The 24,786-nt window shown below is 43.6% G+C and carries 23 protein-coding genes; 14 read left to right on the top strand and 9 right to left on the bottom strand.

Going from position 1 to position 24,786, the window contains the following annotated elements; translation table 11 throughout:
• Positions 1 to 20 precede the first annotated feature (20 nt).
• Entirely contained in the window at positions 21 to 731 is a 711-nt protein-coding gene (locus tag LZG73_RS24075; RefSeq protein WP_233855226.1) for a response regulator transcription factor, read from the top strand.
• 1 nt (position 732) lies between these two features.
• Here the strand turns inward: LZG73_RS24075 and LZG73_RS24070 are convergent, their stop codons facing one another.
• Positions 733 to 3,225, bottom strand: a complete 2,493-nt coding sequence (locus LZG73_RS24070) for an AsmA-like C-terminal region-containing protein (RefSeq protein WP_233855224.1) — start codon at positions 3,223 to 3,225, stop codon at positions 733 to 735.
• Between the two features lie 210 nt (positions 3,226 to 3,435).
• On the opposite strand from LZG73_RS24070, the gene lysS reads away from it, so the two are divergent.
• The gene (gene lysS, locus LZG73_RS24065; protein ID WP_233855222.1) at positions 3,436 to 5,151 is read left to right on the top strand and encodes a lysine--tRNA ligase; all 1,716 of its coding nucleotides are present in this window, start codon (positions 3,436 to 3,438) and stop codon (positions 5,149 to 5,151) included.
• Positions 5,152 to 5,215: 64 nt separating this feature from the next.
• On the opposite strand, the gene LZG73_RS24060 is transcribed toward lysS, so the two are convergent.
• On the bottom strand, positions 5,216 to 5,410 hold the full coding sequence (locus tag LZG73_RS24060) for a cold-shock protein (RefSeq protein ID WP_026629450.1): 195 nt from the start codon (positions 5,408 to 5,410) through the stop codon (positions 5,216 to 5,218).
• A gap of 350 nt (positions 5,411 to 5,760) precedes the next feature.
• On the opposite strand from LZG73_RS24060, the gene LZG73_RS24055 reads away from it, so the two are divergent.
• Entirely contained in the window at positions 5,761 to 5,982 is a 222-nt protein-coding gene (locus LZG73_RS24055) for a PspC domain-containing protein (RefSeq protein WP_233855220.1), read from the top strand.
• On the opposite strand, the gene LZG73_RS24050 is transcribed toward LZG73_RS24055, so the two are convergent.
• The 4 genes from LZG73_RS24050 to LZG73_RS24035 form a co-directional block, all read right to left on the bottom strand.
• A complete protein-coding gene (locus LZG73_RS24050; protein ID WP_233855219.1) occupies positions 5,963 to 6,997 on the bottom strand; it encodes a glycosyltransferase family 2 protein in 1,035 nt (344 codons plus the stop codon). The genes LZG73_RS24055 and LZG73_RS24050 overlap by 20 nt on opposite strands.
• Before the next feature lie 11 nt (positions 6,998 to 7,008).
• Positions 7,009 to 7,356, bottom strand: coding sequence for a YbaB/EbfC family nucleoid-associated protein (locus LZG73_RS24045; protein WP_233855218.1), 348 nt, complete (start codon positions 7,354 to 7,356; stop codon positions 7,009 to 7,011).
• Positions 7,357 to 7,410: 54 nt separating this feature from the next.
• On the bottom strand, positions 7,411 to 9,330 hold the full coding sequence (locus LZG73_RS24040) for a gliding motility-associated C-terminal domain-containing protein (RefSeq protein WP_233855217.1): 1,920 nt from the start codon (positions 9,328 to 9,330) through the stop codon (positions 7,411 to 7,413).
• A 180-nt stretch (positions 9,331 to 9,510) separates the two neighbouring features.
• Positions 9,511 to 11,457 carry a T9SS type B sorting domain-containing protein gene (locus tag LZG73_RS24035; RefSeq protein WP_233855216.1) on the bottom strand — a complete coding sequence of 649 codons (1,947 nt, stop codon included), beginning with the start codon at positions 11,455 to 11,457 and terminating at the stop codon, positions 9,511 to 9,513.
• A 184-nt stretch (positions 11,458 to 11,641) separates the two neighbouring features.
• Between LZG73_RS24035 and LZG73_RS24030 the strand changes: the two genes are divergently transcribed.
• From LZG73_RS24030 to LZG73_RS24020, 3 genes are read left to right on the top strand one after another with little or no spacing between them, the layout of a single operon-like run.
• On the top strand, positions 11,642 to 12,889 hold the full coding sequence (locus LZG73_RS24030) for a bifunctional 3,4-dihydroxy-2-butanone-4-phosphate synthase/GTP cyclohydrolase II (protein ID WP_233855215.1): 1,248 nt from the start codon (positions 11,642 to 11,644) through the stop codon (positions 12,887 to 12,889).
• The gene (locus LZG73_RS24025; protein ID WP_233855214.1) at positions 12,886 to 13,314 is read left to right on the top strand and encodes a GNAT family N-acetyltransferase; all 429 of its coding nucleotides are present in this window, start codon (positions 12,886 to 12,888) and stop codon (positions 13,312 to 13,314) included. The genes LZG73_RS24030 and LZG73_RS24025 overlap by 4 nt, the downstream gene beginning before the upstream one ends.
• 42 nt (positions 13,315 to 13,356) lie before the next feature.
• Entirely contained in the window at positions 13,357 to 14,352 is a 996-nt protein-coding gene (locus tag LZG73_RS24020) for a bifunctional heptose 7-phosphate kinase/heptose 1-phosphate adenyltransferase (protein ID WP_233855212.1), read from the top strand.
• A 21-nt stretch (positions 14,353 to 14,373) separates the two neighbouring features.
• Here LZG73_RS24020 and LZG73_RS24015 read toward each other — a convergent pair whose 3' ends face one another.
• Complete coding sequence (locus LZG73_RS24015) at positions 14,374 to 15,354, bottom strand: hypothetical protein (RefSeq protein WP_233855210.1); 981 nt, start codon at positions 15,352 to 15,354, stop codon at positions 14,374 to 14,376.
• A 153-nt stretch (positions 15,355 to 15,507) separates the two neighbouring features.
• On the opposite strand from LZG73_RS24015, the gene LZG73_RS24010 reads away from it, so the two are divergent.
• Positions 15,508 to 16,515 carry a polysaccharide deacetylase family protein gene (locus tag LZG73_RS24010; RefSeq protein WP_409014357.1) on the top strand — a complete coding sequence of 336 codons (1,008 nt, stop codon included), beginning with the start codon at positions 15,508 to 15,510 and terminating at the stop codon, positions 16,513 to 16,515.
• A 10-nt stretch (positions 16,516 to 16,525) separates the two neighbouring features.
• On the opposite strand, the gene LZG73_RS24005 is transcribed toward LZG73_RS24010, so the two are convergent.
• Positions 16,526 to 18,280 carry a response regulator gene (locus LZG73_RS24005; RefSeq protein WP_233855208.1) on the bottom strand — a complete coding sequence of 585 codons (1,755 nt, stop codon included), beginning with the start codon at positions 18,278 to 18,280 and terminating at the stop codon, positions 16,526 to 16,528.
• Between the two features lie 139 nt (positions 18,281 to 18,419).
• Positions 18,420 to 19,817 carry a dihydrolipoyl dehydrogenase gene (gene lpdA, locus LZG73_RS24000; RefSeq protein WP_233855207.1) on the bottom strand — a complete coding sequence of 466 codons (1,398 nt, stop codon included), beginning with the start codon at positions 19,815 to 19,817 and terminating at the stop codon, positions 18,420 to 18,422.
• A gap of 236 nt (positions 19,818 to 20,053) precedes the next feature.
• Here lpdA and LZG73_RS23995 point away from each other — a divergent pair, with 236 nt between their 5' ends.
• The 7 genes from LZG73_RS23995 (at position 20,054) to LZG73_RS23965 (ending at position 24,783) form a co-directional block, all read left to right on the top strand.
• The gene (locus tag LZG73_RS23995; RefSeq protein WP_233855206.1) at positions 20,054 to 20,425 is read left to right on the top strand and encodes a four helix bundle protein; all 372 of its coding nucleotides are present in this window, start codon (positions 20,054 to 20,056) and stop codon (positions 20,423 to 20,425) included.
• A 117-nt stretch (positions 20,426 to 20,542) separates the two neighbouring features.
• Positions 20,543 to 21,617, top strand: a protein-coding gene (gene prfB, locus LZG73_RS23990) for a peptide chain release factor 2 (protein ID WP_233855205.1) whose coding sequence is annotated in 2 segments (ribosomal slippage) — positions 20,543 to 20,602 and positions 20,604 to 21,617 — 1,074 coding nt in all. Because the reading frame shifts where the segments join, the coding sequence is not laid out codon by codon here.
• Positions 21,618 to 21,715: 98 nt separating this feature from the next.
• A complete protein-coding gene (locus tag LZG73_RS23985) occupies positions 21,716 to 21,907 on the top strand; it encodes a hypothetical protein (protein WP_233855204.1) in 192 nt (63 codons plus the stop codon).
• Positions 21,900 to 22,163, top strand: a complete 264-nt coding sequence (locus LZG73_RS23980; RefSeq protein WP_233855203.1) for a type II toxin-antitoxin system RelE/ParE family toxin — start codon at positions 21,900 to 21,902, stop codon at positions 22,161 to 22,163. Before LZG73_RS23985 ends, LZG73_RS23980 begins: the two co-directional genes overlap by 8 nt.
• Positions 22,156 to 22,950 carry an alpha/beta fold hydrolase gene (locus LZG73_RS23975; protein ID WP_233855202.1) on the top strand — a complete coding sequence of 265 codons (795 nt, stop codon included), beginning with the start codon at positions 22,156 to 22,158 and terminating at the stop codon, positions 22,948 to 22,950. Before LZG73_RS23980 ends, LZG73_RS23975 begins: the two co-directional genes overlap by 8 nt.
• Before the next feature lie 22 nt (positions 22,951 to 22,972).
• Positions 22,973 to 24,268 (top strand): MFS transporter, encoded by a 1,296-nt coding sequence (locus LZG73_RS23970; RefSeq protein ID WP_233855201.1) that lies wholly within the window; start codon positions 22,973 to 22,975, stop codon positions 24,266 to 24,268.
• Positions 24,269 to 24,348: 80 nt separating this feature from the next.
• Positions 24,349 to 24,783, top strand: coding sequence for a DoxX family protein (locus tag LZG73_RS23965; RefSeq protein ID WP_233855199.1), 435 nt, complete (start codon positions 24,349 to 24,351; stop codon positions 24,781 to 24,783).
• Positions 24,784 to 24,786: the final 3 nt, after the last annotated feature.

The following is a 24,786-nucleotide window of genomic DNA, read 5'->3' as shown; positions in this document are numbered from 1 at the left end:
CGCGTTTTAATTACAAATACATGAGCACCGCAAAATCTGCCGCGTCAGCCCCAAAAGTTTTAGTTGTTGACGACGACTCCGATATCGTTGAACTTCTGGAATATAATTTAATTAAGGAAGGATATTCGGTTGTAACGGCTTCCAATGGCAAGAAAGCCATTGAAATTGCAAAGACATTTATCCCCGATCTGATCCTACTCGACATCATGATGCCCCAGCTTGACGGCATTGAAACGGGTCGTATTTTACGTGCTAATCCGGAGATCAAAAATACATATATCCTGTTTTTAACGGCCCGCTCGGAGGAATATTCAGAAGTTGCTGCATTTGATGTGGGCGCGGACGATTACATTACAAAACCTATCAAGCCGCGCGCGCTGATGAGCCGCATCAATGCGCTTTTCCGCAGAGAAGCGCAAAAAGCTGAATCGGGCGATCAGATTGACATTCTTGACCTGACCATTAACCGGAAAAATTACACGGTTACGCAAGGATCAGAAAAGTCGATTGTGCTTCCTAAGAAAGAATTTGAACTCTTATTCTTTCTTGCACAAACTCCGAACAAGGTTTTTAACCGTGACGAGTTGTTGCAAAAAATCTGGGGCGCCGACATTTATGTGCTTGAAAGGACCGTTGACGTTCACATTCGCAAATTGCGTGAAAAGCTTGGCGAACGTTATATAAAGACTTTAAAAGGAGTCGGTTACATGTTCAGCAATGAGGAGAACTAACTTATTTTTCAATCAGCTCCTCTTTAATCACCTCATCTTTTTTGTCCTTATCCTTGTCTTTCTTCTTCCTGAAAGCAAGTTTAATGTTGACTTCTCCATTTTCGTCAATGGCTCTCAGGAAAATCTTCGAGCCATCGCGTTTTTCTGTGTTGTGAGGGTCTAGAACATACGTTGAATCACGCTTTCTGAGGTTGCTGAGCGGAATTTCAATGTTAATATCGGTTTTGTTGCCAAAACTGTAAATGCCATCAATGTATAACGTCACCACATTGGATTCGATTTCCATAGGCGAAATTTCAATCTCCTGCCCGCTCAGTTTGAAGTCTGTGCGAATGGGCGCGAATTTCACTTCCTCAAAATTCCTCTTCTTGAAAATAAGCTTTTTCATTTTCAAAAATGGCTCGAAGTTGAGAATGTAGCCATTGGAAAGGTCAATCCGCAGAAGTCCTTTCATCGTGGAAGGAACGAGCCTTACATTGTTATTCAGCCTCGACTCAAAATTGAAATCTGTGCTGAGAATGCCTTTCAAATTCTGATGTGTGATCGTTTTTTGGCCAAAATTATCGAAAGAATGGAACACAGAATGCACGTCGGCATTGGCAATTTTCCCTCTAACCGACAAATGTGGCAACTGGCTTGCTCCCGAATTGTCCATCTCGCCGGACACACGCACATTGCCTCCGCCAAAAGCCTTCATAACGAAATACTCAATGCTGACTGCGTTATTTTTGATCGTAAACTGGCCCTTCACATCTTTTGCCGAGAAATTTTTGTAATTCAGTTTTTTCGCATCCAGTTTGGCCACAATCTGCATCTTATCAATCGCATCGTCGAGCAGTTCAGCAAGTTTTACCTTTTTCTTCTTTCTGGAAACAACTTGTCTGGGCGCAAGCAGTGTTTCGAGCCAGTTGAGTTGCCAGGTTGGAATGTTAATGTCAACGTTGGCCCGCAGTGGTTTTGGCGAACCAAAAAGATAGGGAATCAAATCTATCACCTGGCCCCTGATATACAGCATATTAGGCCCATCCGAAAAGCTCAGATCAGGAAAAACGAATGCTTTTTCATTGAATGTAAAGTCGCCCTTAATTTTTTTCAAATGAACCTGCCGGGGCAAATAATCCATTGAAATGTTGTTGATCGAGACTTTGCCATTCAATTTGCCATTGAAGCGATCGCGGACCGGGTCGTAAAAGTTTTTCAAATTGCCGTCAAAGTGAAACTCAATTTTCGCGCTCCCGTTTTTGAAACGATATCGCGTGGGGTCTAGCAACGGGTCGAGGTTTGTTGAGTCGGCGTCAATGTTTCCGCTGATTCGTGCCACTGGCGTCACGAAATTAGTAACCGCAATGCTTAATCGAAATGGAATCGTCTCGAACTTACCTGTGACCCCTTGCGCCGTCACGCGGGAGTTGAGCGGACCTGCCACCTTGGTTGTGTCAGCCTGATTTGTAAAACTCCCTTCGGCCCGCATATCCCTCAAAACACCGACCGGCAAGTTGTATTGAAATGTGTCTGTTTTGAAAAAAACGTCAACCTTAGGCTGTTCCAGGCTGGCAATTTCGCCATTGACTTTTACCTTCGCATTTAGTGCCGTTTGAATGCCAATGGAGTCGATTTGCTCGCGAATCCGTCTGTTCAACAATGGAAGCGCATTTTTTATAGCGATTTTTTTTGCTTCAAAATTGAGGTTAAAACGCTTTACTGAATCAGAAAAGTCGAAAAATCCATTGATGCCGATTTGATCATTGGTTGCACTTTCCAGAACAGAAGGATAAATTTTTAACTGCTGTTTTTCCTCGTCATAAGCAAGCGCAAGTCCCAGTCTGGTTTCCTGATTAATCAAAAAACCACCTTTGTTAGGTTTGAAAGTCAGCTGGTTTACCAAAACCGAACCATTCAGGCTCGCATTTGTGGTGGAATCGGTTGTCGTTACAATGTTGGTAAAATCGCGTAACAACGCACCGTAATATTTTTGTTTTACCGAATCGGCATAACTGATCGAAAAGTTGACAAAACGCATGTTTCCCAGCTTTTTGAGCACGCTATTCTTGGATTTATCTTTCTTGTCTTTCTTATCCGATGCATTCTTTTTGAAAATAGAAAGGTTAGAATATCCGTCTTTCTGGACGAATAACCGCATTTGACCATTTTCTAAAATCAGGTTTTTTACAGAGATATCTCCGGTGTAAAACCCTTTGAGATCCAATGCGACATGCATGTGCTCTGCTTCCAGAAACGGCTTTTTATGGATTTGAAAAAGACTGTCAGTGAGTTTGACGTTGGTCAATGTGAAATTTAACCCGAATGATCCGTTAAAGGGACGAAATTTAAAATCTTCCACTTCAAGGTTTCCATTCAAATTTTCATTTGCAAATTCCTGCGCTTTCCTGAATATATTCTCCTTGTTTCTGTAAACCCAAATTTCGACTGCTCCGAAAAGAAAAAACGCACATAAGGCAACGATTCCAAAGATTTTTAAGATTCTTGCAAACATGAAATGAGGGGTTTAACGCAATTAAGGTTTAAAAACGGCACCTATATACGGTAAGACATGTAATTCATTAATAACGTGCCAGAAACAATGACTTTACAACGAACGATTGCAACTTAATGGTTCACCCTCGTTATTCACGTCAAAAAATAGTACTTTTGCGCACTCTTTTCGAGTGTTGAGGTTGTTCTTTTTCAAACCATTGCTGTCAAAATGCTATTAAGCGAACAGGAAATATTGCGCAGGCAAAAGCGCGAAGAATTAATGCGGTTAGGCATAGAACCTTACCCGGCTGAGGAATTCCCCGTGAATACTTACGCTGCTGACATTGTCAAGAATTACGAGAACAATAAGATCGACTATAAACACGTCACAATGGCCGGCCGGCTGATGGGTTTCCGCATTATGGGAAGCGCAGCCTTTGCCGAGTTCCAGGACAGCACGGGACGTGTGCAATTGTATTTCCGCCGCGACGACCTTTGCCCGGGCGAGGACAAAACGCTTTACAACACAGTGTTTAAAAAACTGCTGGACATTGGCGATATCATTGGCGTGACGGGCTTCGTTTTTACCACGCAAACGGGCGAAATATCAGTCCATGTTCAGGAATTCAAGATTTTAAACAAATCACTTCGCCCGCTTCCGGTTGTGAAACGCGATGAAGAAGGAAATATTTACGACGGATTTACAGACCCTGAGCTGCGTTATCGCCAGCGTTATGTGGACCTGATCGTTAATCCGGATGTGCGTGAAATTTTTATAAAAAGGGCGCGCATCATCACAACCATGCGATCGTATTTTGATTCCAACGGTTGGCTCGAAGTTGAAACACCTGTGCTGCAAAGCATTCACGGCGGCGCGGCGGCGAGGCCATTCCAGACGCATCATAATGCATTGGATACGGATCTTTTTCTTAGAATTGCCACCGAGCTGCATCTTAAACGCTTGATTGTCGGCGGTTTTGAAGGTGTATATGAATTTGGAAAACTGTTCCGCAATGAAGGAATGGACCGCACGCATAACCCGGAATTTACGACCGTTGAGTTATATGTGGCTTACAAAGATTATCTGTGGATGATGCAAATGACGGAGACTGTGCTTGAACAAGTTGCGGTCGCCGTTAACGGTACAACCCTTGCAAAATTTGGAGACGTTGAACTGGACTTTGCGGGACCTTACAGACGATTAAGCATTACGGATGCAATCCACCAATATACGGGACTGAATGTTGACGCTTTGGATGAAAATGCAATCCGTGAGCAATGCCGGGCGTGGGGAATGGAAGTGAGCGATAGCATGGGCAAAGGAAAGTTGATCGATGAGATTTTTGGTGAAAAAGTGGAAGAGCACATCATTCAGCCCACATTCATCACTGACCATCCGGTTGAAATGTCTCCTTTGACAAAAAAGCACCGCACAAAGGAAGGCATGGTGGAGCGATTTGAGCTTTTCGTAAATGGACGAGAAATTGCCAATGCTTATTCAGAGTTAAATGACCCATTGGAACAACGCGAAAGGTTTGAGGATCAGCTGAAACTGAAAGAGCGCGGAGACGATGAGGCCATGGAAATGGATGATGATTTTCTTCGCTCATTGGAATACGGCATGCCACCAACGTCAGGAATTGGAATCGGAATTGACCGTCTGACCATGTTGCTAACGAACAATTCGAGCATTCAGGAAGTAATTTTCTTTCCGCAAATGCGACCTGAAAGAAGGCAGGAAGTTGCACAGGAGATGGATTATATCAATGCTGGCGTGCCTGCCGCATGGATTCCGGCTTTACAAAAAATGAATATTTTGACAATAGAACAATTGAAAGCTGCTAACCCAAACAAGATTTTCAATGATCTGGGTGGAATGCGAAAGAAGCTGAAAATTGATGAAAAAATGCCGCTTTTAGACGATGTAAAAGCCTGGATAGCATAATGTTACATTAAAAATGCCACCCTTAAAAGAGCGGCATTTTTAATGTCCTGCAAAAAAAATACGATTAGATCTTTTTTACCTGCACAGCGTTTAGTCCTTTTTTACCTTCAACGACTTCGTATTCTACTTGGTCATTTTCACGGATAGTAAGTCCTCCCAATCCTGTCACATGGACAAAGATGTCTCTGTTTGTGTCGTCTTCAACGATGAAGCCGTATCCCTTAGCTTCATTGAAAAATTTTACAGTACCTGTTGGCATAATGGTTGAATAAAAAAATTGAAATAAGGTGAAAATACAAAAGAATTATAAGCGTTTCATTCAAAAACCCAAAACCTCTAACCAAATAATTGAGGGAGGCTCAAAGCATTGGTAAAAGAAACTTTGGATTTTTCGGTCAAGACATCTCGATTATAATGAACAACTTACAAAATCTTTAATCACAAAGAAACAAAAATTGTTTGTAAAACAATTTATTTGGTTAAAGAATTTGAAATTTTACGAGTTAGCGGTATTTTGCCATTTCGACTTCACCTGAGCGAAATTTAATGTGCCCGAATTGGTTATGCGATTAAAAATCCTTAATTATGAAGTTATTATCGTAAAAAAGTATGAGCAAGCTTCGGTATTTCGTTGAGGACCAAATATTTGGTGTATGCGCAAAATTAGGCGAGAAGCTTAATTTCCCAGCTAGCAGCGTCCGGCTGTACTTTATTTATGCCACTTTTATGACCTTCGGGTCGCCTATTATTCTCTATTTGGTGCTTGCTTTTTGGATGGAGTTGCAAAAGCACTGGCGCCGTCATAACAGTCCTACGATTTGGGAACTGTAGTTTTTTCAAATTCAATCCCAGTCAGCTGATTGAACCTATGCTTGCCAAGCACAAAATATTCCCACACAATGCTCCTGTAATATAACGGTGCGCGATTAGACGTCCGTTTGGTCGTTTTCATTAAAGACGGGATCATTCTGTAAAATGCGAAATGCGCTCTTAGAATGGCAATTACATCGGGCCACGCTCCAGTGGCCATGAACCTGACGCTTGAAATACCGTCAAGGATTAATCTGATAAACACTGTCTTCCACCGTCTTCCCTTTGGAAGGTTTTTGAACAGCATGATCAGGTTATTTCGGTAATTAAGGAAGGTTTTCCGCGGATTGGACTTGTGTAATGTGCCACCACCGACATGATAAACGACTGATTTTCCGCAATAGGTGATACGATACTGCAAATTAAGCAGCCGCCAGCAAAGGTCAATCTCTTCCATGTGTGCGAAGAATGTTTCATCAAAGCCACCTGCGCGGTGGAAAGCATTGGCACGAACGAACAAACAAGCGCCAGTTGCCCAAAAAACATCTTTTTCATCATCAAATTGGCCCAAATCTTCTTCCCGGGTATCGAAAATCCGGCCTCGGCAAAAGGGGTAACCGAGATAATCCATATAACCTCCTGCCGCTCCCGCATATTCAAAGTGCGTTGGCAGGTCGTATGCCCGTATTTTTGGCTGGCATGCAGCGATTTTGTCATCCGTTTCCATGAATGACAACACTGGTGCGATCCAATGCTCGGTAACCTCAATGTCGGAGTTCAGTAAGATGTAATAATCTGCCGTTATGCGCTTTAAGGCATCATTATATCCACCCGCATAACCTTTGTTTTCCGGACTTGTGAGAATGTTAATGGAGGAATATTCCGTATTTAACCAACTGAGCGACTGGTCTGTAGAAGCATTATCGGCTATCCAAACCGGGTAGCCTTCTGAGTATTTGAGAACGTTGGGAAGAAATTTTTCTAGGTGGTGTCTGCCGTTATAATTCAGGATGACAATCGCAACAGAAGGAGCCATTCAATAAGCGATTATTTCATAAAGCTCCCTAAATCAAGCCCCGGAATGTTTGGCAGCACTCCATCCGTTGCCTTTTGCAAATGCTCTTTGATTTTTGGTTCAATATCATCCAAAGCCTTGTTCACAGCTGCAACGATGAGATCTTGCAACATTTCTTTGTCATTGGGATTAACAAGGTCGTTATCAATGTCCAATCCGATTAGTGTTTTCTGACCGTTGACAGTGGCTTTCACCATTCCGCCACCAGACTCGGCAACTTGTGTAATCGTAACCAATTGATCCTGCGCTTCTTTCATGCGAGACTGAAGGTCCTTCATTTTGCCCATGAGGCCCATCATATCTGCCATATTACCAAACATATCTGCGTTGATTAAGTTTATGCTTTTATAAAACCAAATCGCTGGAAATGGTTCCTACCGTAAAAGCATAAATGTACCACTTTTTTCAACAGTTTGATTGATATCGTCCACGAAAGTCATCTTGTAAACATACGATCCAACCGGTGCATTGGCGCCATTAATGGTTCCATCCCAGCCGCTTGCAATGTCTTCTGAATGGAACACAACCTGTCCCCACCTATTCATCACAGAAAATTTAAATGATTGAAGCTGAGTTGATTTAGCTTCCAAAACATCATTATAGCCGTCACCATTCGGAGTAAAAGCCTGCGGAATAAAAACACCTGCACTTCGTTTGTAGTTAACGATATTGGACAAGCTCTCAAAGCCGCCAGGTGTGGAGTTCGCCCGGACTTGGAAACCATATTCCAAGTCGCTCTGTGCACTCAGTTTGATCGTATAATTGGAGTTCATTTGCACGGGAATGACCTCCTCCGCTGTGCTAGAACCCGTCTGAATAACATCGTAACCTGAAACACCTGCCAAAATAGGCAACTCTGTTGTCCAGTTTAATGTTGTCAAATTTTTCTTTAATAAGATTGTGCAAATAGGCGCAGAGGCAGGAAGCTTTTGCCCGCAGGAGTTGGTATAACTTATACGGTAACAATAGGAAAGCTCATTTGTTTTAACGTCGGGATCAGAATATTCGCTTTGATTGAACAGTGTAATTATTTTCTTGAAAACCGTGGCCCCAGCTTCGGCCTTCTCAATCGTCATATCGTAAGTGCTGTTTGGTCCGGCGCCTGGAACATTCGCTTTGATTGTAACAATGTTGTCACCTGCGACAGTAACAGCGGCTTCTTTAATTGGCTTTAGAGAAGTTATCTCTGCCTTTACGCCCACCGGAGCCGATGTCGATGACACATCCTTGATTTTCGCAACCACCTGATATTCTGAATAACTGCCGCATTGAACATCCTCATCTGTGTAAGTAATGTCGTCTATGGATGTAAAGCTTTTGATAACCGTACCATCACGCAAAAGGTCGTAAGATGTAAAATCAGCTGCATCCGGATATTTGCTCCATGTAAGAATGTTCTGCCCGTCTTCTGATCTGCCTGAGAGTGTCATGCTGCTGTAAACCTTGCTGTCTCTTTCACCGGAGCACAAATCTTGGGAAGATAGTTTTACCTGGTAAACCTGCTTCACATTTAAATTCTTAATGTCATAGGGTTGCACACCGCCTGAAGAGCGCTTACCGTCGGTAACATAATTGTTCCCGTTGGACGCGTACTTAATTTCGGTTGGAATGGCGACTATGCCCTGATAATTTAATCGAATCGTTCCGTCTCCACGCATTTCCACAGATTTGATCTCGATATTGTTAAGTTGAGCTTGTTGAAATTGTATCGTGTCTGAAAAAACCCGTCCTCTCTCACATTTTGTGCCCGGAGCATATAATCCTGTAACTTTTACAATTGGAGTAGTTGACGTGTTCGCATATTGATGCTCTGTTGCAAGCGCTGAACCCTTGTTAATTACCGTTTTCTCACCATCTCCCCAGTCGACCTCAAAAGAATCATAAGCCTTAGAAACAGCATTATCTGAAATAACAAGATTAATGTTTCCACCACCGCAAGAAGTGTATTGCGCAGTGACAGGCAAAGTCTCAAAAACTTTTACCTGATTGCATTTGTATACAACCGTTCCATTATTGAGAAATGCTTTTTGTAAAATGGTAAAAGTGCCTGCTACACTGTATTGATAGGTGGACAACGGTGTTACGCCTGGATTGGCTTGGCCTCGATATGAGAGATCATATGATATATCTACGGCATTGGCAGTTTCATTGGTTAGCTTTACGACCAGCGGTGCACAGCCCTCGGATGGGTCCACCCTAAAAGCGCCGCTCCCGTTATTACACAGGCCCTGCGCTTGTAATGCCTTATTGAAGAAAATTAAAATAAAGAAGAGTGATAGTAGTGTTAATCTCATATGTGTGTACTATTAGACATGACTTTTTTAAGAAACTCCGATAACATTAGGCGATAACTGATGGCGGTCTTTGTAAAGGGTCCAACGAAAATAATGTATTTCGAAATGAAATATACCCTTAACTACTAAACGGGTTTGTGATAAAAGTATTATTCCGATCAACAACGCATTGGAAAAGTCCTATCTTATCAGTAAAAAACTGCCATTTTTTGCAATAGTGTGCCCCAATGCATCTGTCATTTCTATTTTATACAAATAATAACCGCCTGGTGCCTTTTCACTTTTTATGTTTCCATCCCAACCTTCGGCACTGTTATTGGTCTGATACACAACCTCGCCCCAACGCGTGAAAACCGACATATTGAAATCAGAAATGAAATAGGCTTTCACTTCAAACCGCTCGTTATATGCATCCCCGTTAGGTGTAAACGCATCCGGAATGAGCACGATCGGGTCTCTTCGCAAGTCTAAAATGTTGGAATAACTGACCAGATTTTCATCAGTGGATTGCGCTTTTACCTGAAATGAAAATGCGGATTGTGATGCAATGTTAAGCGCGTGGCTTGTTCCCAATTGCTTCGGAATTTCATCCTGGACGGTGTGCCGCTCGTCCATCTGAATTAAATCGTAAGCATTAACGCCGGAAGAAAACGGCGAATCAGCATTCCAGCTTACGTCCGTTACATTATTTTGTAAAAGAATTGAGCAAACCGGTGCGCTAAATGATGGAGCTCTCAATTTGCAAGCATTTTGGTAATTGAAGCGATAGCAATAAGAAGTTTCTGACGTGTTAACTTGGACATCCTCAAACAAAAGACTCTGATTCTCCGGCGCGGAAATTTGCTGAAAATCCTGACTCCCCAATGCTGCCCTTTCTACAATTAGGTCATAGCTGCTCGTGAGCCCCTCCCCGCTTAGCGCAACTTGCGTGGTAATTATGTTGGCATCTTTTACAGAAACACTGGCAGTTGTGATAATCTCCGGGGCCGAGCTTTTTGGCGAAAGGCTGAGTGGCGCCGAATAAGACCGGACGTCATTTGCAATAATGGCTACAATCTCATATTTGTATTCATTGCCGCACTTTACATCTTTATCCAAATAAAAAAGCTGATCGGCAGCGGTGAAGATGACTGAACCGTCGCGTTTTAGTTGATATTGCAAAATGTTTTCAGTGTTTGGATAATGGTCCCAGGCAACTGAAATGATCTCATCCAACGATTCGGAACCCTCTTTCAAAACCAAGCTGCTTACAATCGGACTGTCAACGAGGTTATCGCAAAAGTTTTTGGAAGAAAGCTTAAACCGATATAATTGCTCCGGATTAAGACCGCTTATTGTGGCAGACTGCGCACCGGCTGACTGCCCGCCCTTTCCGGTTGCGACAAATTGTCCATCACCCCTATCAATCCAGATTTCTGTTGCAACGCCTTCCATGCCATCATAAAGCACTTTTGCCTCGCCGGATGGCAACATTTCTATGCTTCTGATCCTGATTTTTGCCAGAGACGCCGGGCTGCCTTGTCCTGACAATGTTGTTTTAAGCCCTTCCAGACACGTGCCAGCCGTATATTTTCCCTGAACTGTTATCGCAGGTCTTGCAGAACTTGCATAATTATGGTCAAAAAAACTTTTCGCGCCGTTTTTAACATTCACCGTTTGATTTGACCCGTCGCCCCAGTTGATTTCAATGGCGTCATAAGCCAATGTAATGCTGTCGGTAATCAATGTGAGTCGGACACGCCCGTTGTTGCAGGTCATTAACTCGGCCTTTGGGGCACGGCTTTCTTTCACGATAACGTCCTTGCAAAGGCTGAATCCACCGACGTCTTTGAAGCTGCCATATTGGAGGATCGTGTAAGTGCCGGGCAAATCATACACGTGAGAAAGGTCGTACGACTGATCCTTTTTTTCCGGAGGAGCGGGGCTGTTTTTGTTGAAATTATAAGCGTAAGTGACGCTTTCCGCATTGGTCATTTGACTGGTCAGACTCACAGTCAACGGTGCGCAACCTTCGGCTGGCGTTACCAGAAATTTACCTGTCGTCCCACAGAAGCTTTGTCCCTGAGCATCTTTATCAAAAAACAAAAATGCACTTAACAAAAACAATATCAGTAGGTTAATCTTCATAGATGAGTAAAATTATCTCAAAATGACGGGCTGGTTAGTTCCTGCTGATCATTGAAACGGATAAGCCAAAAGCTTTGTTAAGATGCAATGGAGGTTCAAAAATAGAACTTTTCAACATTAACAATGTACCTTTGCTGAGTAAAAACGAGTTTTTGTCTAAAACTATTTTTCGTCAACTTGATTAATGAATAATAATAGCATTCCAATAGTTCTGGATTCCATAGATGAGGCCATAGCGGCTATAAAAAGAGGAGAAATGATCATCGTTGTGGATGACGAAGATCGTGAAAATGAGGGTGACTTTATTTGCGCAGCTGAGCTGATAACCCCGGAAATCGTCAACTTTATGGCGCGCGAAGGACGAGGTCTCATCTGCGTTCCGATCACCGAAGAGCGTTGTGCTGAGCTGAACCTCGAAATGATGGTTGGTAATAATACTGCCCTTCACGAAACCGCATTTACCGTTTCTGTTGACTTGCTGGGACACGGCTGCACAACGGGAATTTCCGCCAGCGACCGCTCCAAAACCATCAAGGCACTCGTGGACCCGCAGACCGCTCCGGAAGACCTCGGTCGCCCGGGCCATATTTTTCCATTAAGAGCAAAAAAAGGCGGCGTTTTGAGAAGAACGGGCCATACAGAAGCTGCAATTGACTTTCCGAGACTTGCCGGATTGGCTCCCGCTGGCGTTTTGGTTGAGATCTTAAATGAAGATGGCTCCATGGCCAGACTTCCGCAGCTTCGGGAAATTGCCAATCGATTCAACCTTAAACTGGTCAGCATTAAGGACTTGATTGAATACAGATTGCAGCAAGAGTCTTTGATCAAACGCGAGATTGGCGTGGATATGCCCACCAAATGGGGACACTTCGACCTGATCGCCTATCGCCAGATCAACACCGGCGATCTGCATTTGGCTTTGGTAAAAGGAACTTGGGAAAAAGACGAGCCTGTCCTCGTTCGTGTACATTCATCGTGCGTTACAGGCGATATTTTCGGTTCGTGCCGTTGCGATTGTGGTCCGCAGTTGCATGCTGCAATGGAGATGGTTGATAAGGCAGGCAAAGGCGTGATCGTATACATGAACCAGGAAGGTCGCGGAATTGGGCTTCTGAACAAATTAAGAGCCTATAAATTGCAGGAAATGGGTCGCGACACGGTTGAAGCTAACCTTGAACTTGGCTTTCCAATGGACGACCGGGATTATGGCGTTGGTGCACAAATCCTTCGCGATCTTGACGTTACCAAATTGCGTTTGATCACCAATAATCCAAAAAAACGGGCTGGATTAATCGGTTATGGCCTTGAAATCGTTGATTCTGTCAATGTTGAAATCCCTGCTAATCCGCATAACGAAAAATATCTCCTTACAAAAAGAGATAAAATGGGCCACAACCTGAGCAACCTCTCAATCCCGGTGAACAAAGGATGATGCCCATTCAAACTGTAAAAACAGATGAAGACATTCGGAAATGCCGCAGGGCAATTCAGGCATTGCGGCCTTCATTAACGGATGATATTTATTTTGAAGCGGTAAAAAAGACGCTTGCAGATAACCGGCAGATTATTTTTGTTGAGGAAAATGGTGAAGCAGCAGCAATTGCTGTTTTTGAAACCGGTTACAACCTTTTCCGCGGCGATTACATTTATATAGATGACCTTTCGACAATCCCGGAACATCGCGGTAAGGGTTTTGCAGGAATGCTCGTCGATTGGATTCTGGCTTATGCCAAAAATGAAAATTACGCCCAAGTGCACCTGGATTCTGGCGTAAGTGAGGCGCGAACGGATGCGCACAGGCTCTATTTAAACAAACGTTTTCAGGTGACAAGCCTTCATTTTGTTGCAAACGTTTGACCTCTTAATTTATATTGTAAATAAAACAGCGCTAGAATTTTAATGGATATCAATCAGGTTTTTGAAGCATTCAACCAATTGCGTGTACTGGTTATCGGAGATGTAATGCTCGACTCATATGTTTGGGGAAAAGTAGAAAGGATTTCGCCAGAAGCTCCCGTTCCTGTTGTTAATGTTCAGAAACGCGAATATCGTCTGGGCGGAGCTGGAAATGTGTTGCTTAATGTTCAATCGCTAGGCGCTGAGGCTATTATTTGTTCGGTTATTGGAACAGACAGTTCAGGGGATTTGCTCCAAAACAGTTTGAAGGACAAGGGTTTGAACTGCGAAGGACTTATTCGCAGCGAAAACAGGATAACAACAATCAAAGAACGCATTATCGCCGGTTCCCAACAAGTCGTCCGCATTGATACAGAAACGGATAAACCTGTTTCGAAAACTGAAACTGAAAAACTGATTGCAAAGGCCAAAGAACTGATTCCGAGCAGCAATGTGATTATTTTTGAGGATTATGACAAAGGCGTCCTTACTGCTGAGTCCATTGCCGAGATCACTGCATTCGCCAACGAACACAATGTCCCGACGGTCGTTGATCCAAAGAAACGAAACTTTTTAGCTTACAATCACATCACATTATTCAAACCCAACCTGAAAGAACTGCGCGAGGGCTTGAAAATTGACTTTAATGTGGATAATCCGGAAGAACTTCGCAGTGCTGTTCAGCATTTGAAAGAAACGCTGAATGTTGCGGGCGCTTTAATTACGCTTTCCGAGCGAGGAGTGATCATCGATTTTCAGGACGAAGTGCACAAATTGCCTGCGCATATCCGCCAGATTGCGGACGTTTCTGGCGCGGGTGACACGGTGATTAGCATTGCCGCCTGTTGCGTTGCGCTGGGCTTGCCTCCCAAAACCATTGCTGCAATTTCTAACCTGGGCGGAGGCCTTGTTTGCGAATTGGTTGGCGTGGTGCCTATCGATAAGGAATTGTTGAAAACGGAAGCGTTGAATCTGATTATTCCGCCAGCATTCGCCTAACGGGACATTAACCTAACCCAATTACCAATTCACCCCGGACTGGCCCAGGCCCATTCTTTTGGTGAATTTGGATGAAAGCTTGGATCTGCTTGTAATGTAACGCACGCTTGCGCCAATGTAAGGCGTCGTGGCAGGCGTGGCTGACGTAAGCGTTTGCCTTGCGCTGTTGAATGTTTTGATCTGGCGAAAAGTGCTTACGCCGGCTTCCACGGAGACATTGATTGCTGTAAACAAATGCGCATTGGCAGAAATCCCCGTTTTAATCTGGCGATAATTTTCTCTCCTAAGCGTCTTTTCCTCAGGTGTTTGAACTTGGAAACCGCCGCTGTATCCATTTAAGCCCGCCAGAAAATCCACATTAAACCATTTTGTTGCTTTGTAATTTGCATTGGCCATAAAAGGCAGCAATGCAGATACGCGCCAATGTCTTCCCAAACCTTTGTTTACCCCAAAAACAGGCACGAAACGTAGCTTTTGATTATAAGCCAACACGGAACCATAAAGAATTTGCGTCCTTAACCCAAGAATGTGCATCCGCGCCGCGCCTCCCCAAAAAAATGGCTGCGGACTGAAAAACGTCTCATTGGTTTCTGTCATTCCCAACCCGCCGCCATACACCCAAAGTCGATCCTTAATGCTTGCTTGCAGACGAATTACGCCAAGTGAAAGTGTTTTATAACCATTTTCAGGGTTGTTCTTGCCGTCTACGGTGGGCTGGATCTGGTTGTATTGAGCTAGCATAACTGTGTGAACAGCCCGCAAATCAAACTTTTTTCGCAGACTATAACCCAATTGCACTTCGCTGTGAATGGGAATGATTCCTAAAAAACCCGTTCTTGACAAGCCATAATCCTGCGTTCCATTCATGCTGGATGGCACTGTGTAATCTGCTTTTAATGTCAGGTTTGGATAAAAAAGTCGGCTTAATGAGAAATGTTGGGCATTGACTGCATGCATTGATAACAAAAACAAACAGGTTAGCAGGCTGCGAAAATGGCTCATGCGAAAAAGTCGGGGTGGGTGAGATTTGGCAAATAACGTGAAAATCGGGGGGCTATTGTATCAGACCGGAGAAGCGGATTGGGCGCGATAGTCTGATTAAAGGCAAAACGGGTAATTAATAATGCAATTTGCCTTAACTTAAAAACCCTGGCTATGAAGGTCCATATGAAACAACTTTTCGCATTCTCACTCATTTTGTTATCCTCTGCATTAATGGCGCAAACTGCTGAAACTTACGCTGAAAAGCTCGGTTATCCGAAAGGAAAAAAAGTGCTGATCATTCACGTTGATGACGTCGGCATGTCCTATGAATCTAATCAGGGCGCTATTAAGGCGATCCGGAATGGGGTTGCCAATTCGCTGAGCGTGATGATGCCGTGTGGCTGGGTGCCGGGTTTTGTAAATTATTGGAAAGAAAATAAAGACCTGGACGCGGGACTTCACCTTACAATGACCTCGGAATGGAAAGATTATCGCTGGGCACCGCTTGCCGGAAAGCCGAAGGTGAAAGGGCTCGTCGATCCGGAAGGTGCAATGTGGCGCAGTGTTGCCGATGTTGTCAAAAATGCATCTGCGGATGAAGTTGAAACGGAAATCCGTGCTCAGCTGGAACGCGCACGCACAATGGGCTTTGAGCCCACGCACATGGATTCGCATATGGGAACGCTTTTCGCGACGCCCGAATTTATGGAGCGATATCTCAAAGTGGGAATGCAAGAAAAGATTCCCGTGATGTTTCCCGGAGGCCATAACACGTCGATCAAGGCTGAGGAAAAGATGATCGCGGATCAATTTGAAATGACTCAAACGATCGGAAAGCAGTTATGGAATGCAGGCTTGCCTGTGCTGGATGACCTTGAAAACACAAGTTACGGCTGGAAAGGGCCTGAGAACGGGGATAAATCAGAGAAAGCGCTCCAAAAATATAAGACTGAGAAATACATTAATGCGATAAAAAACCTGAAACCTGGCCTTACAATGGTCATCATGCATTGCACAATCCACACAGAAGTGTTCCCCCACGTGTCCGATTCATGGCCTACGCGGGAAGGCGATTACTTGGCAATGATCGATCCGGAATTAAAGAAATACATTGAGAAAGAGGGAATTATCCTCACAACATGGCGGGAAGCAATGCAACGGCGTCAAAAAGTGAAGTGATGGAATTGAGTTAATTGGTGTCGGTTTTAATGTGGGTGTAAATGATTTTGTAAAAGTCAGGTGGCAAGAATGGTTTTACGAGATAATCGCTGAAACCATTTGCCAATGCCCGTTCCCGCTCATCTTCAAACGCCGAGGCGGTTAAAGCGATAATTGGAATGTCCTGGTCTTTTTCCCGGATCAATTTCGTCGCTTCAAAACCATCCATAACGGGCATTCGCAAATCCATAAAAATCAGGTCGTAGCCGCCGGTTAAATATTTTTCAAAAGCTTGCTTTCCATCCGAAGCGAGATCAAACAGAATGTCTTTTCGTTTCAGCAGCGTTGTGGCAAAGATTAAATTCGTCGCATTGTCGTCCACAAGCAAGACTTTAATGGCCGCATTCAATGCTGGCATTGCGATTTTTTCTGATTTGGGAGCAGGGCTGATTTTTGCCGCATATTGTAATTCAATCTGAAATGAAAAAGCAGATCCTTTGCCAAGCTCACTTTTCAGTTCGAGCTCGCCGCCGAAGAGCCGAACGAGCTCCTTTGAAATCGCTAATCCAAGGCCTGTGCCTCCATCCTGTCGCTTGACAAGGCTTTTAACCTGCGTAAAAATCTCAAAAACATTCGACTGCTGATCCTTCGAAATGCCAATTCCGCTGTCCGCAACTACAAATTCCAGCTTAATAAAATCTGCTTTCCGGCTAACCTCATTTACCGAAAACCTGACGAATCCTTTGTCCGTAAACTTAATTGCATTGTGCACCAGATTTGTAATGATCTGGCTCAGCCTGACCTGGTCGCCATAAAGTTCAGGAAGCTCGGGCGACGATTCAAAGATTAATTCCAGCTCTTTTTCACTGGCCCGCGGGAGGAAACTGTTGTAGAGGTTTCTTGATAATTCATCCAGATTGAAGTTGACCGGATGCAATTTTACATGATTGGAATTGATTTTATTGAAATCGAGAATTTCATTTACAACTGCCATCAAATGCGTCGCGGAGAATTTCAGCGTCTGGATCAGCTCCTTTTCCTCCTCATCCCTCGATTTATTTTCTTCCAAAAGATGCACAATCCCAACGATCCCATTCAACGGCGTCCTGATTTCATGGCTCATTGTGGACAAGAATTCTGACTTTGCCAATGTTGCATTCTCAGCGATTAGTTTCTGTTTTTCGAGCAGCTCATTTTGTTTCCCGAGACTATATTGGTAAAAAAACTCGTGTTTCTTTCTGCTTTCATGGAAATACATGATGAAAGGAAACAACATTTGACCCAAGAAAAAGAACAAACCTCCCTGGCTGAAAAACTGGTAAAAATAACTGGGATGGCCATAATATAGCGCGGGCGGAAATATGATGAAAATCGAAGTTGTCAGAATTATGCTATAATTCAGCGGCCAACGGAGCACAAAATACGCAAACATTAATCCCAGCGTCATATTAAGACTTGCGCGGTCGTAAGATGCATGCGGCACTTCGGCAAGAATGTAGGCATGAACCGGCACCAACGTCATATTTGCAAGGAACGACGCAGTTTGCGCCTTGATTTTCCCCCGGAAATGCAGAATTAGTAAAATGATAATGATGCCGCTAAGGATGAGTTCCGCGGCTAAGATCTGCTTAAAAGCAGGATCATTTTGTATCAAATAAAGCAGCGCCGTCGCTGGATAACCGACCAGATAGGCGACACAGAACAGAATGTTGCCCCAGCGGGATTTCAACTCCCTCTCTTTTTCCCACAAGTCGTTGAAATCCTTTGTATAAGTAGATTTATGCAAGGAGGGTATTTTTTAAACGCTTAAATTTTCGTTGAGTAAACCGCTGAACGGCCCGTATTTCCAAATTTACATAAATCACAAAAAAATAGGACATCCAACTGAATGAATATCCTATTTTCTATATAATTAGTTTGTTATTCTATAAATCAATCGCCTCGCCGTAAGCCGCTTCCGTAGCACCTTTCAATGCTTCTGACATCGTTGGGTGTGGGTGGATCGAGCGCAGGATTTCATGCGAAGTTGTTTCCAACTGACGAGCAACAACAACCTCAGCGATCATTTCGGTAACATTGGTTCCGATCATGTGAGCGCCCAGGAACTCGCCATATTTGGCATCAAAAACGACTTTTATAAAGCCGTCCGTTACACCGCCAGCAACAGCTTTACCAGACGCTTTGAAAGGAAACTTGCCGACTTTAACTTCGTAACCAGCTTCTCTTGCTTTCTTTTCTGTAAATCCAACAGATGCAATTTCAGGCTGGCAATATGTACATCCCGGAATGTTTCCGTAGTCCAAAGCTTCTGTTTTGTGTCCTGCGATTTTCTCTGCGCAGATAATTCCTTCCGCCGTAGCAACGTGTGCCAATGCAGGGCCAGGCGTACAGTCACCGATTGCATAAAATCCTGGAACGCTGGTTTCATACCATTCGTTAACCGTGATTTTGCCTTTATCCGTTTTAATGCCGGTTTCTTCCAAACCAATGTTTTCCAAATTGGAAACGATACCAGCCGCTGAAAGCACAATGTCAACCTCAAAAGTTTTCTGACCATCCGCAGTTTTCACAGAAACCACGCAACCATTTCCGGAAGTGTCAACTTTTTCAACCGTCGAGTTCACATAAGTCTCGATGCCAAGTTTCTTATATTGTTTTGCGATTTCTTTTGAAATGTCTTCATCCTCAACCGGAACCAGATTTGGCAAGAACTCAACAACCGTCACTTTCGTACCCATGGATGCATATACGTAAGCAAATTCCATCCCGATTGCACCAGAACCAACCACCAGCATGGAAGCAGGTTGTTTTTCAAGGCTCATTGCTTTACGGTATTCGATTACTTTCTGACCGTCGATTTTAATGTTGGGCAATTCGCGTGCGCGTGCGCCTGTTGCAATGATTACGCCTTTATTGGCCGTATAATCCGCTTTTTTTCCCTCTTTATCTGTAACCTCAACTGTCTTTTGTCCTTTCACTTTGCCCGTGCCCATGATGACGTCGATTTTATTCTTTTTCATCAAAAACGACACTCCTTTGCTCATGGTGTCGGCCACGCCGCGGCTGCGCTGAATTACTGCGCCAAAGTCTGCCGAAGAGTCCCCAACATTGATTCCGTAATCCTTTGCATGCTTAATGTACTCAAAAACCTGGGCACTTTTCAACAGGGCTTTTGTCGGAATACAGCCCCAGTTAAGGCAAATTCCACCCAAACTCTCTTTTTCAACTATTGCTACTTTTAGTCCTAATTGGGAAGCACGAATGGCTGCGGGATAACCTCCGGGGCCGCTACCAATTACAATCACATCATATGTTTGAGCCATTTTCTGGTATTTTTGTTGTACGAAATGGGTTGACAAAAATTTCTCGCAAAGTTAATAAATATTGTCAGGGATGAGCGTTTTGTTGGGGTTTGTTGCGAGAAAGTTGTCAGGATTTGTTCGCGGTGGTTTGGGATTGTTTGACGTTGTTCGGAGTTGTTGGGTTTTTAGAAAAGTTTGTTTTGTTACTTTAATCAATCTCCGACGTCTAACTATTTAAATCAAACCCTGATTCGTTTATGAGACTTGAAGATTTACAGATTTACCAAATGGCCATGAAACTTGGTGAAGATGTTTGGCAGATTATAAGTGAGTGGAGTTACTGGGACAAAGAAGCTTTCGGAAAACAGCTAATAAGAGCGGCAGATTCCATCGCCGCGAACCTGGCGGAAGGCTTTGGACGTTATCATTTAAAAGACAGCCTAAACTTTTGTTATTATTCAAGAGGTTCACTGAAAGAAACAATTTCCTGGCTAACAAAAGCTTGTAACAGGAATCTACTTTCGAAAGAAAAATTCGAGGAATTAACCCAACTTTGCAACACACTTTCAATAAAACTAAACAACTACATCAAAACCCTACGAGTCCCAAATTTTACAGTAAACAAATAACAAACCAGAAGCAGGTCGAACAATGTCGGACAACACCAAAACTAACCCGAACGACTTCGAATTATATCGAACAATCCAAAACAACTAAATAATTTTTTCACAAAACTTGAAATTCAAATGACTGCAGAGCAATTGAAAGACTTGAAAGCCCGCGTAGAGGCTTTGGGGAGGTATCTTTGACTACGATAACCGAAAAAAACAGCTAGAAGATCTTGAACAGCAGACCGTTCAACCGGAGTTCTGGACCGATTCAGAACGTGCCGAAAAAACAATGCGGGAAATCCGCGGATTGAAATTCTGGACCAATGGATATGAAGAGTTATCGCGCCTGCGTGACGATTTGGACACGATTTGGGAGTTTTATGAAGCCGACGAAGCAACAGAAGAAGAAGTCGATGAAGAGGGCTTGAAACTATCCAACAAGCTTGAAGAAGTCGAATTCCGCAAAATGATGGGTGAAGAAGGCGATGAACTTCCCGCCGTTATCGAAATCAATGCGGGAGCCGGCGGAACCGAGTCGCAAGACTGGGCGTCTATGCTCATGCGCATGTACATTATGTGGGCTGAAAAGAACGGTTACAAAGTTCGGGAAGTGGATTTGCAAGATGGCGATGTGGCTGGTGTTAAGTCAGTTACATTGGAAATTGACGGCGAATATGCTTATGGAAATTTGAAATCGGAAAATGGTGTTCATCGTCTGGTCCGTATTTCGCCGTTTGATTCCAATGCGAGAAGGCATACATCATTTACTTCGGTTTATGTATATCCTTTGGCGGATGACAACATTGAAATCGATGTTAATCTTGCGGATATCACCTGGGACACATATCGTTCTGGTGGTGCGGGTGGACAGAATGTCAACAAAGTGGAAACGGCGGTGCGTCTGCATCACAAACCTTCCGGCATTGTCATTGCCTGTCAGCAGGAGCGTTCGCAATTAATGAATAAAGAAGTGGCGATCAGACTTTTGAAGTCACGACTTTATCAAATTGAATTGGAAAAACGAAACTCGGCTCGTGCGGAAGTGGAAGCTTCCAAACGAAAAATTGAATGGGGTTCGCAGATCCGCAGTTACGTGCTCGACGACCGCCGCGTCAAAGACCACAGGACGGATCACCAGACATCTAATACGGATGCTGTTTTAAATGGTGAGATCAATGATTTTATCAAGGCTTATTTGATGGAATCTTAATATTTAAAATGCTAAAACCTCCTTGCAGCATCCGCATTATGGATATGCTTGGAGGTTTTTTTTATTTTTGATAACTTACTTAAAAAACGATGACTTCCATGACAGGCATTCGATACATTACAGACGACAGAGGTCAGAAAACAGACTTGATTATTAATTTAAAGGAGCATGGTCAGATTGTTGAGGACTTGCTTGATGCATTGTTAGTCGAGGAAAGAAGAAATGAAGAAACGATGCCATTTGACGAGTTTGTCAATAGCCTAAAAGCTGAGGGAAAATTAGATGAATGATATTTACAAAATCATCATTGCCAAATCCGCTCAGAAGGAGATACAAAAACTTCAAAAACCAGAGCTTCCTAGAATTTTAACTGCAATAAAATCCCTCTCCTCAGATCCTCGTCCATCAGGATGCAAGAAACTGGTTGGCTCTCAAAATACGTTTCGAATCCGAATAGGCGATTACAGAGTTCTTTATGCGATTGAAGACCAGATTCGAATTGTGGAAATCGCTGCGGTGAAGCATCGCCGGGAAGCGTATGAGTAATCCTTCGCGAACAACTCTCCCTTTCCACAAATTAGGCCACGGCCAGCGAATTCTGCTTGCTTTTCATGGCATTGGTCAGGATGGAGTGACTTGCTTTCAGCCGTTTGAAGCGCAGTTGGGAAAGCATTACACCATTTATGCTTTTGATTTATTTTTTCATGGAAAGGGTGTTTCTATGAAAAGTGAGTTGATAACGAAGCAATTTTGGCAAAGCATTCTCCACGATTTCCTAGCAATAAATAATATTGAAAGATTCGACATTGCTGGATTCAGCATGGGCGGGCGCTTCGCATTGGCGACGTTGGAAGCATTCGCTGACCGGATTGACAATGTCTATTTAATGGCTCCGGATGGCATTTCCGAGCATCCGATCTATGCATTAGCCAGTCGATTTTCGCCTGCGCGGAGCATATTTCGATGGTCGATGCAGCATCCGAATGCATTTTTGGGCATTTCCGGTTTTTTGCAAAAAGCAGGTTTGATTCATGCAAGCTTGTATCGCTTCGTCCAGCAAGTCCTTGATACGCCGGAAAAACGACAAACGATTTATAATTCCTGGGTCAACTTTCGAGCATTGCGTTTTGACATTTCTGCTCTTTATCAAAAGGCATCGACCAATAATGTCTCTATCTACTTATTTGTGGGCCAATATGACAAATTGTTAAAACCGGCCGCCGTGCGAAAGCTGGCCGCATTGCTTCCCCTAGATCAATACATTGTCTTAAAAACCGGCCATACGCAACTGGTTGACCAGGCTGCGGCGTGGATTTGTGCTTTATTTAAGTAAATTGATCAACTAAACCTTTTATATGCAGCAACTTTTACCCAAAAACGACACCAACTGGCGCCTCAAAGCAATCATGGGTGGTTCCGCCGGAAATTTGGTTGAATGGTATGATTGGTATGCTTACTCTGCATTTTCACTCTATTTTGCCAACACTTTCTTCCCCGATTCCAACCCGACTGTTCAGCTTATCAACACAGCCGGGATTTTTGCAGTGGGATTTTTAATGCGGCCGATTGGCGGCTATATTTTTGGAAAACTGGCCGACACAAAAGGGCGGAAGGAAGCCATGACATTGTCTGTTTTGCTAATGTCTTTTGGCTCGTTAATGATCGCTTTTTTACCGGGATACAACAGCATCGGCATTGCGGCGCCCATTTTTCTGCTTCTCGCCCGACTTTTGCAAGGATTGAGCGTCGGCGGCGAATATGGAACCTCTGCAACTTACCTCAGCGAAGTTGCCACCAAGGAAAGGCGTGGATTTTATTCCAGCTTTCAATATGTAACATTAATCGGCGGCCAGCTTTTAGCATTGGGTTTGCAGCTCATCCTCCAAAACATCTTCCTCAATGAACAGCAAATGCACGATTGGGGTTGGCGCATTCCATTTGTTTTCGGGGCCATCTTGTCATTTGTCGCGCTTTATTTGAGAACGCATTTAAACGAAACGGAGGCATTCATCGCCAAAGATGTGCATGCGAAAGTTAAAAAGGAAGGCTCCATAAAAGAGCTTTTGAAGCATCCAAAGGCCTTACTCGTCGTTGTGGGACTTACATTGGGCGGGACGCTGGCATTTTACACTTACACGACTTACATGCAAAAGTTCCTGGTCAACACCGTAGGGCTGACCAAATATCAATCTACAATTCTGACATTTTGCTCTTTACTCATCTTCGCATTGTTGCAACCTGTGTTTGGCGCGCTCAGCGATAAAGTCGGCCGCCGGCCGTTGCTAATTTCATTCGGCGTGCTAGGGACCATTTTCACTTATCCTTTACTAAGCACATTGAGCCATACAACCAATATGTGGTCTGCATTCGGCTTGCTGATGGCAGCGCTCATTATTGTGAGCGGTTACACGTCCATCAATGCCGTTGTAAAGGCGGAGCTGTTCCCCGTCGAAGTTCGTGCATTAGGCGTTGGACTCCCCTATTCGTTAACCGTGGCGATTTTTGGCGGCACGGCCGAGTATTTTGCGCTTTGGGCCAAAAACGTTGGTCACGAAAGTTATTACTATTGGTATGTAACGATCTGCATATTTATTTCCCTCATTATTTATGTCAAAATGAAGGATACAAAGCACACATCGCTTATTGATTAGTGCCTTGGAAAAGATAAATTATCTCTTGACATAATCCATTCTAATTGATAACTTTCTGGAAACCAAACGTTTCAAAAGTTATGAACATGATGGATAAAATCGAGCATTGGGGCGATACACATCATCCGGCATGGCTGGATATGGTTCGTATTGCATTGGGAGTTTTTTTGTTTGCGAAAGGGATCAGCTTTATCAGCGACACCACCCATTTGTCCAGACTGGTTACCGGGTTGGATTTCCATCTTTACACCGTCACTGCAGTCCATTATGTCGCTTTTGCGCACATTTTTGGTGGTTTACTAATCGCGATGGGATTACTTACGCGCATCATGGCAATCATTCAGATTCCAATCCTGCTTACCGCCGTTTTCTTTGTTAATATCAGCCAGGGATTTTCGTATCTCAATTCCGAACTTTGGTTATCCATGATAATCCTGATTCTCGTCATCGCATTCGCCATTGTGGGTTCTGGGCGATATTCTATGGATGAATGGATGAAGAATCACGACCGCTAATGC

The sequence above is a fragment of the Dyadobacter sp. CY326 genome (assembly GCF_021390515.1).
In the GTDB taxonomy this organism is placed as follows: Bacteria; Bacteroidota; Bacteroidia; order Cytophagales; family Spirosomataceae; genus Dyadobacter.
This window is presented reverse-complemented; position numbering and strand designations above follow the sequence as displayed.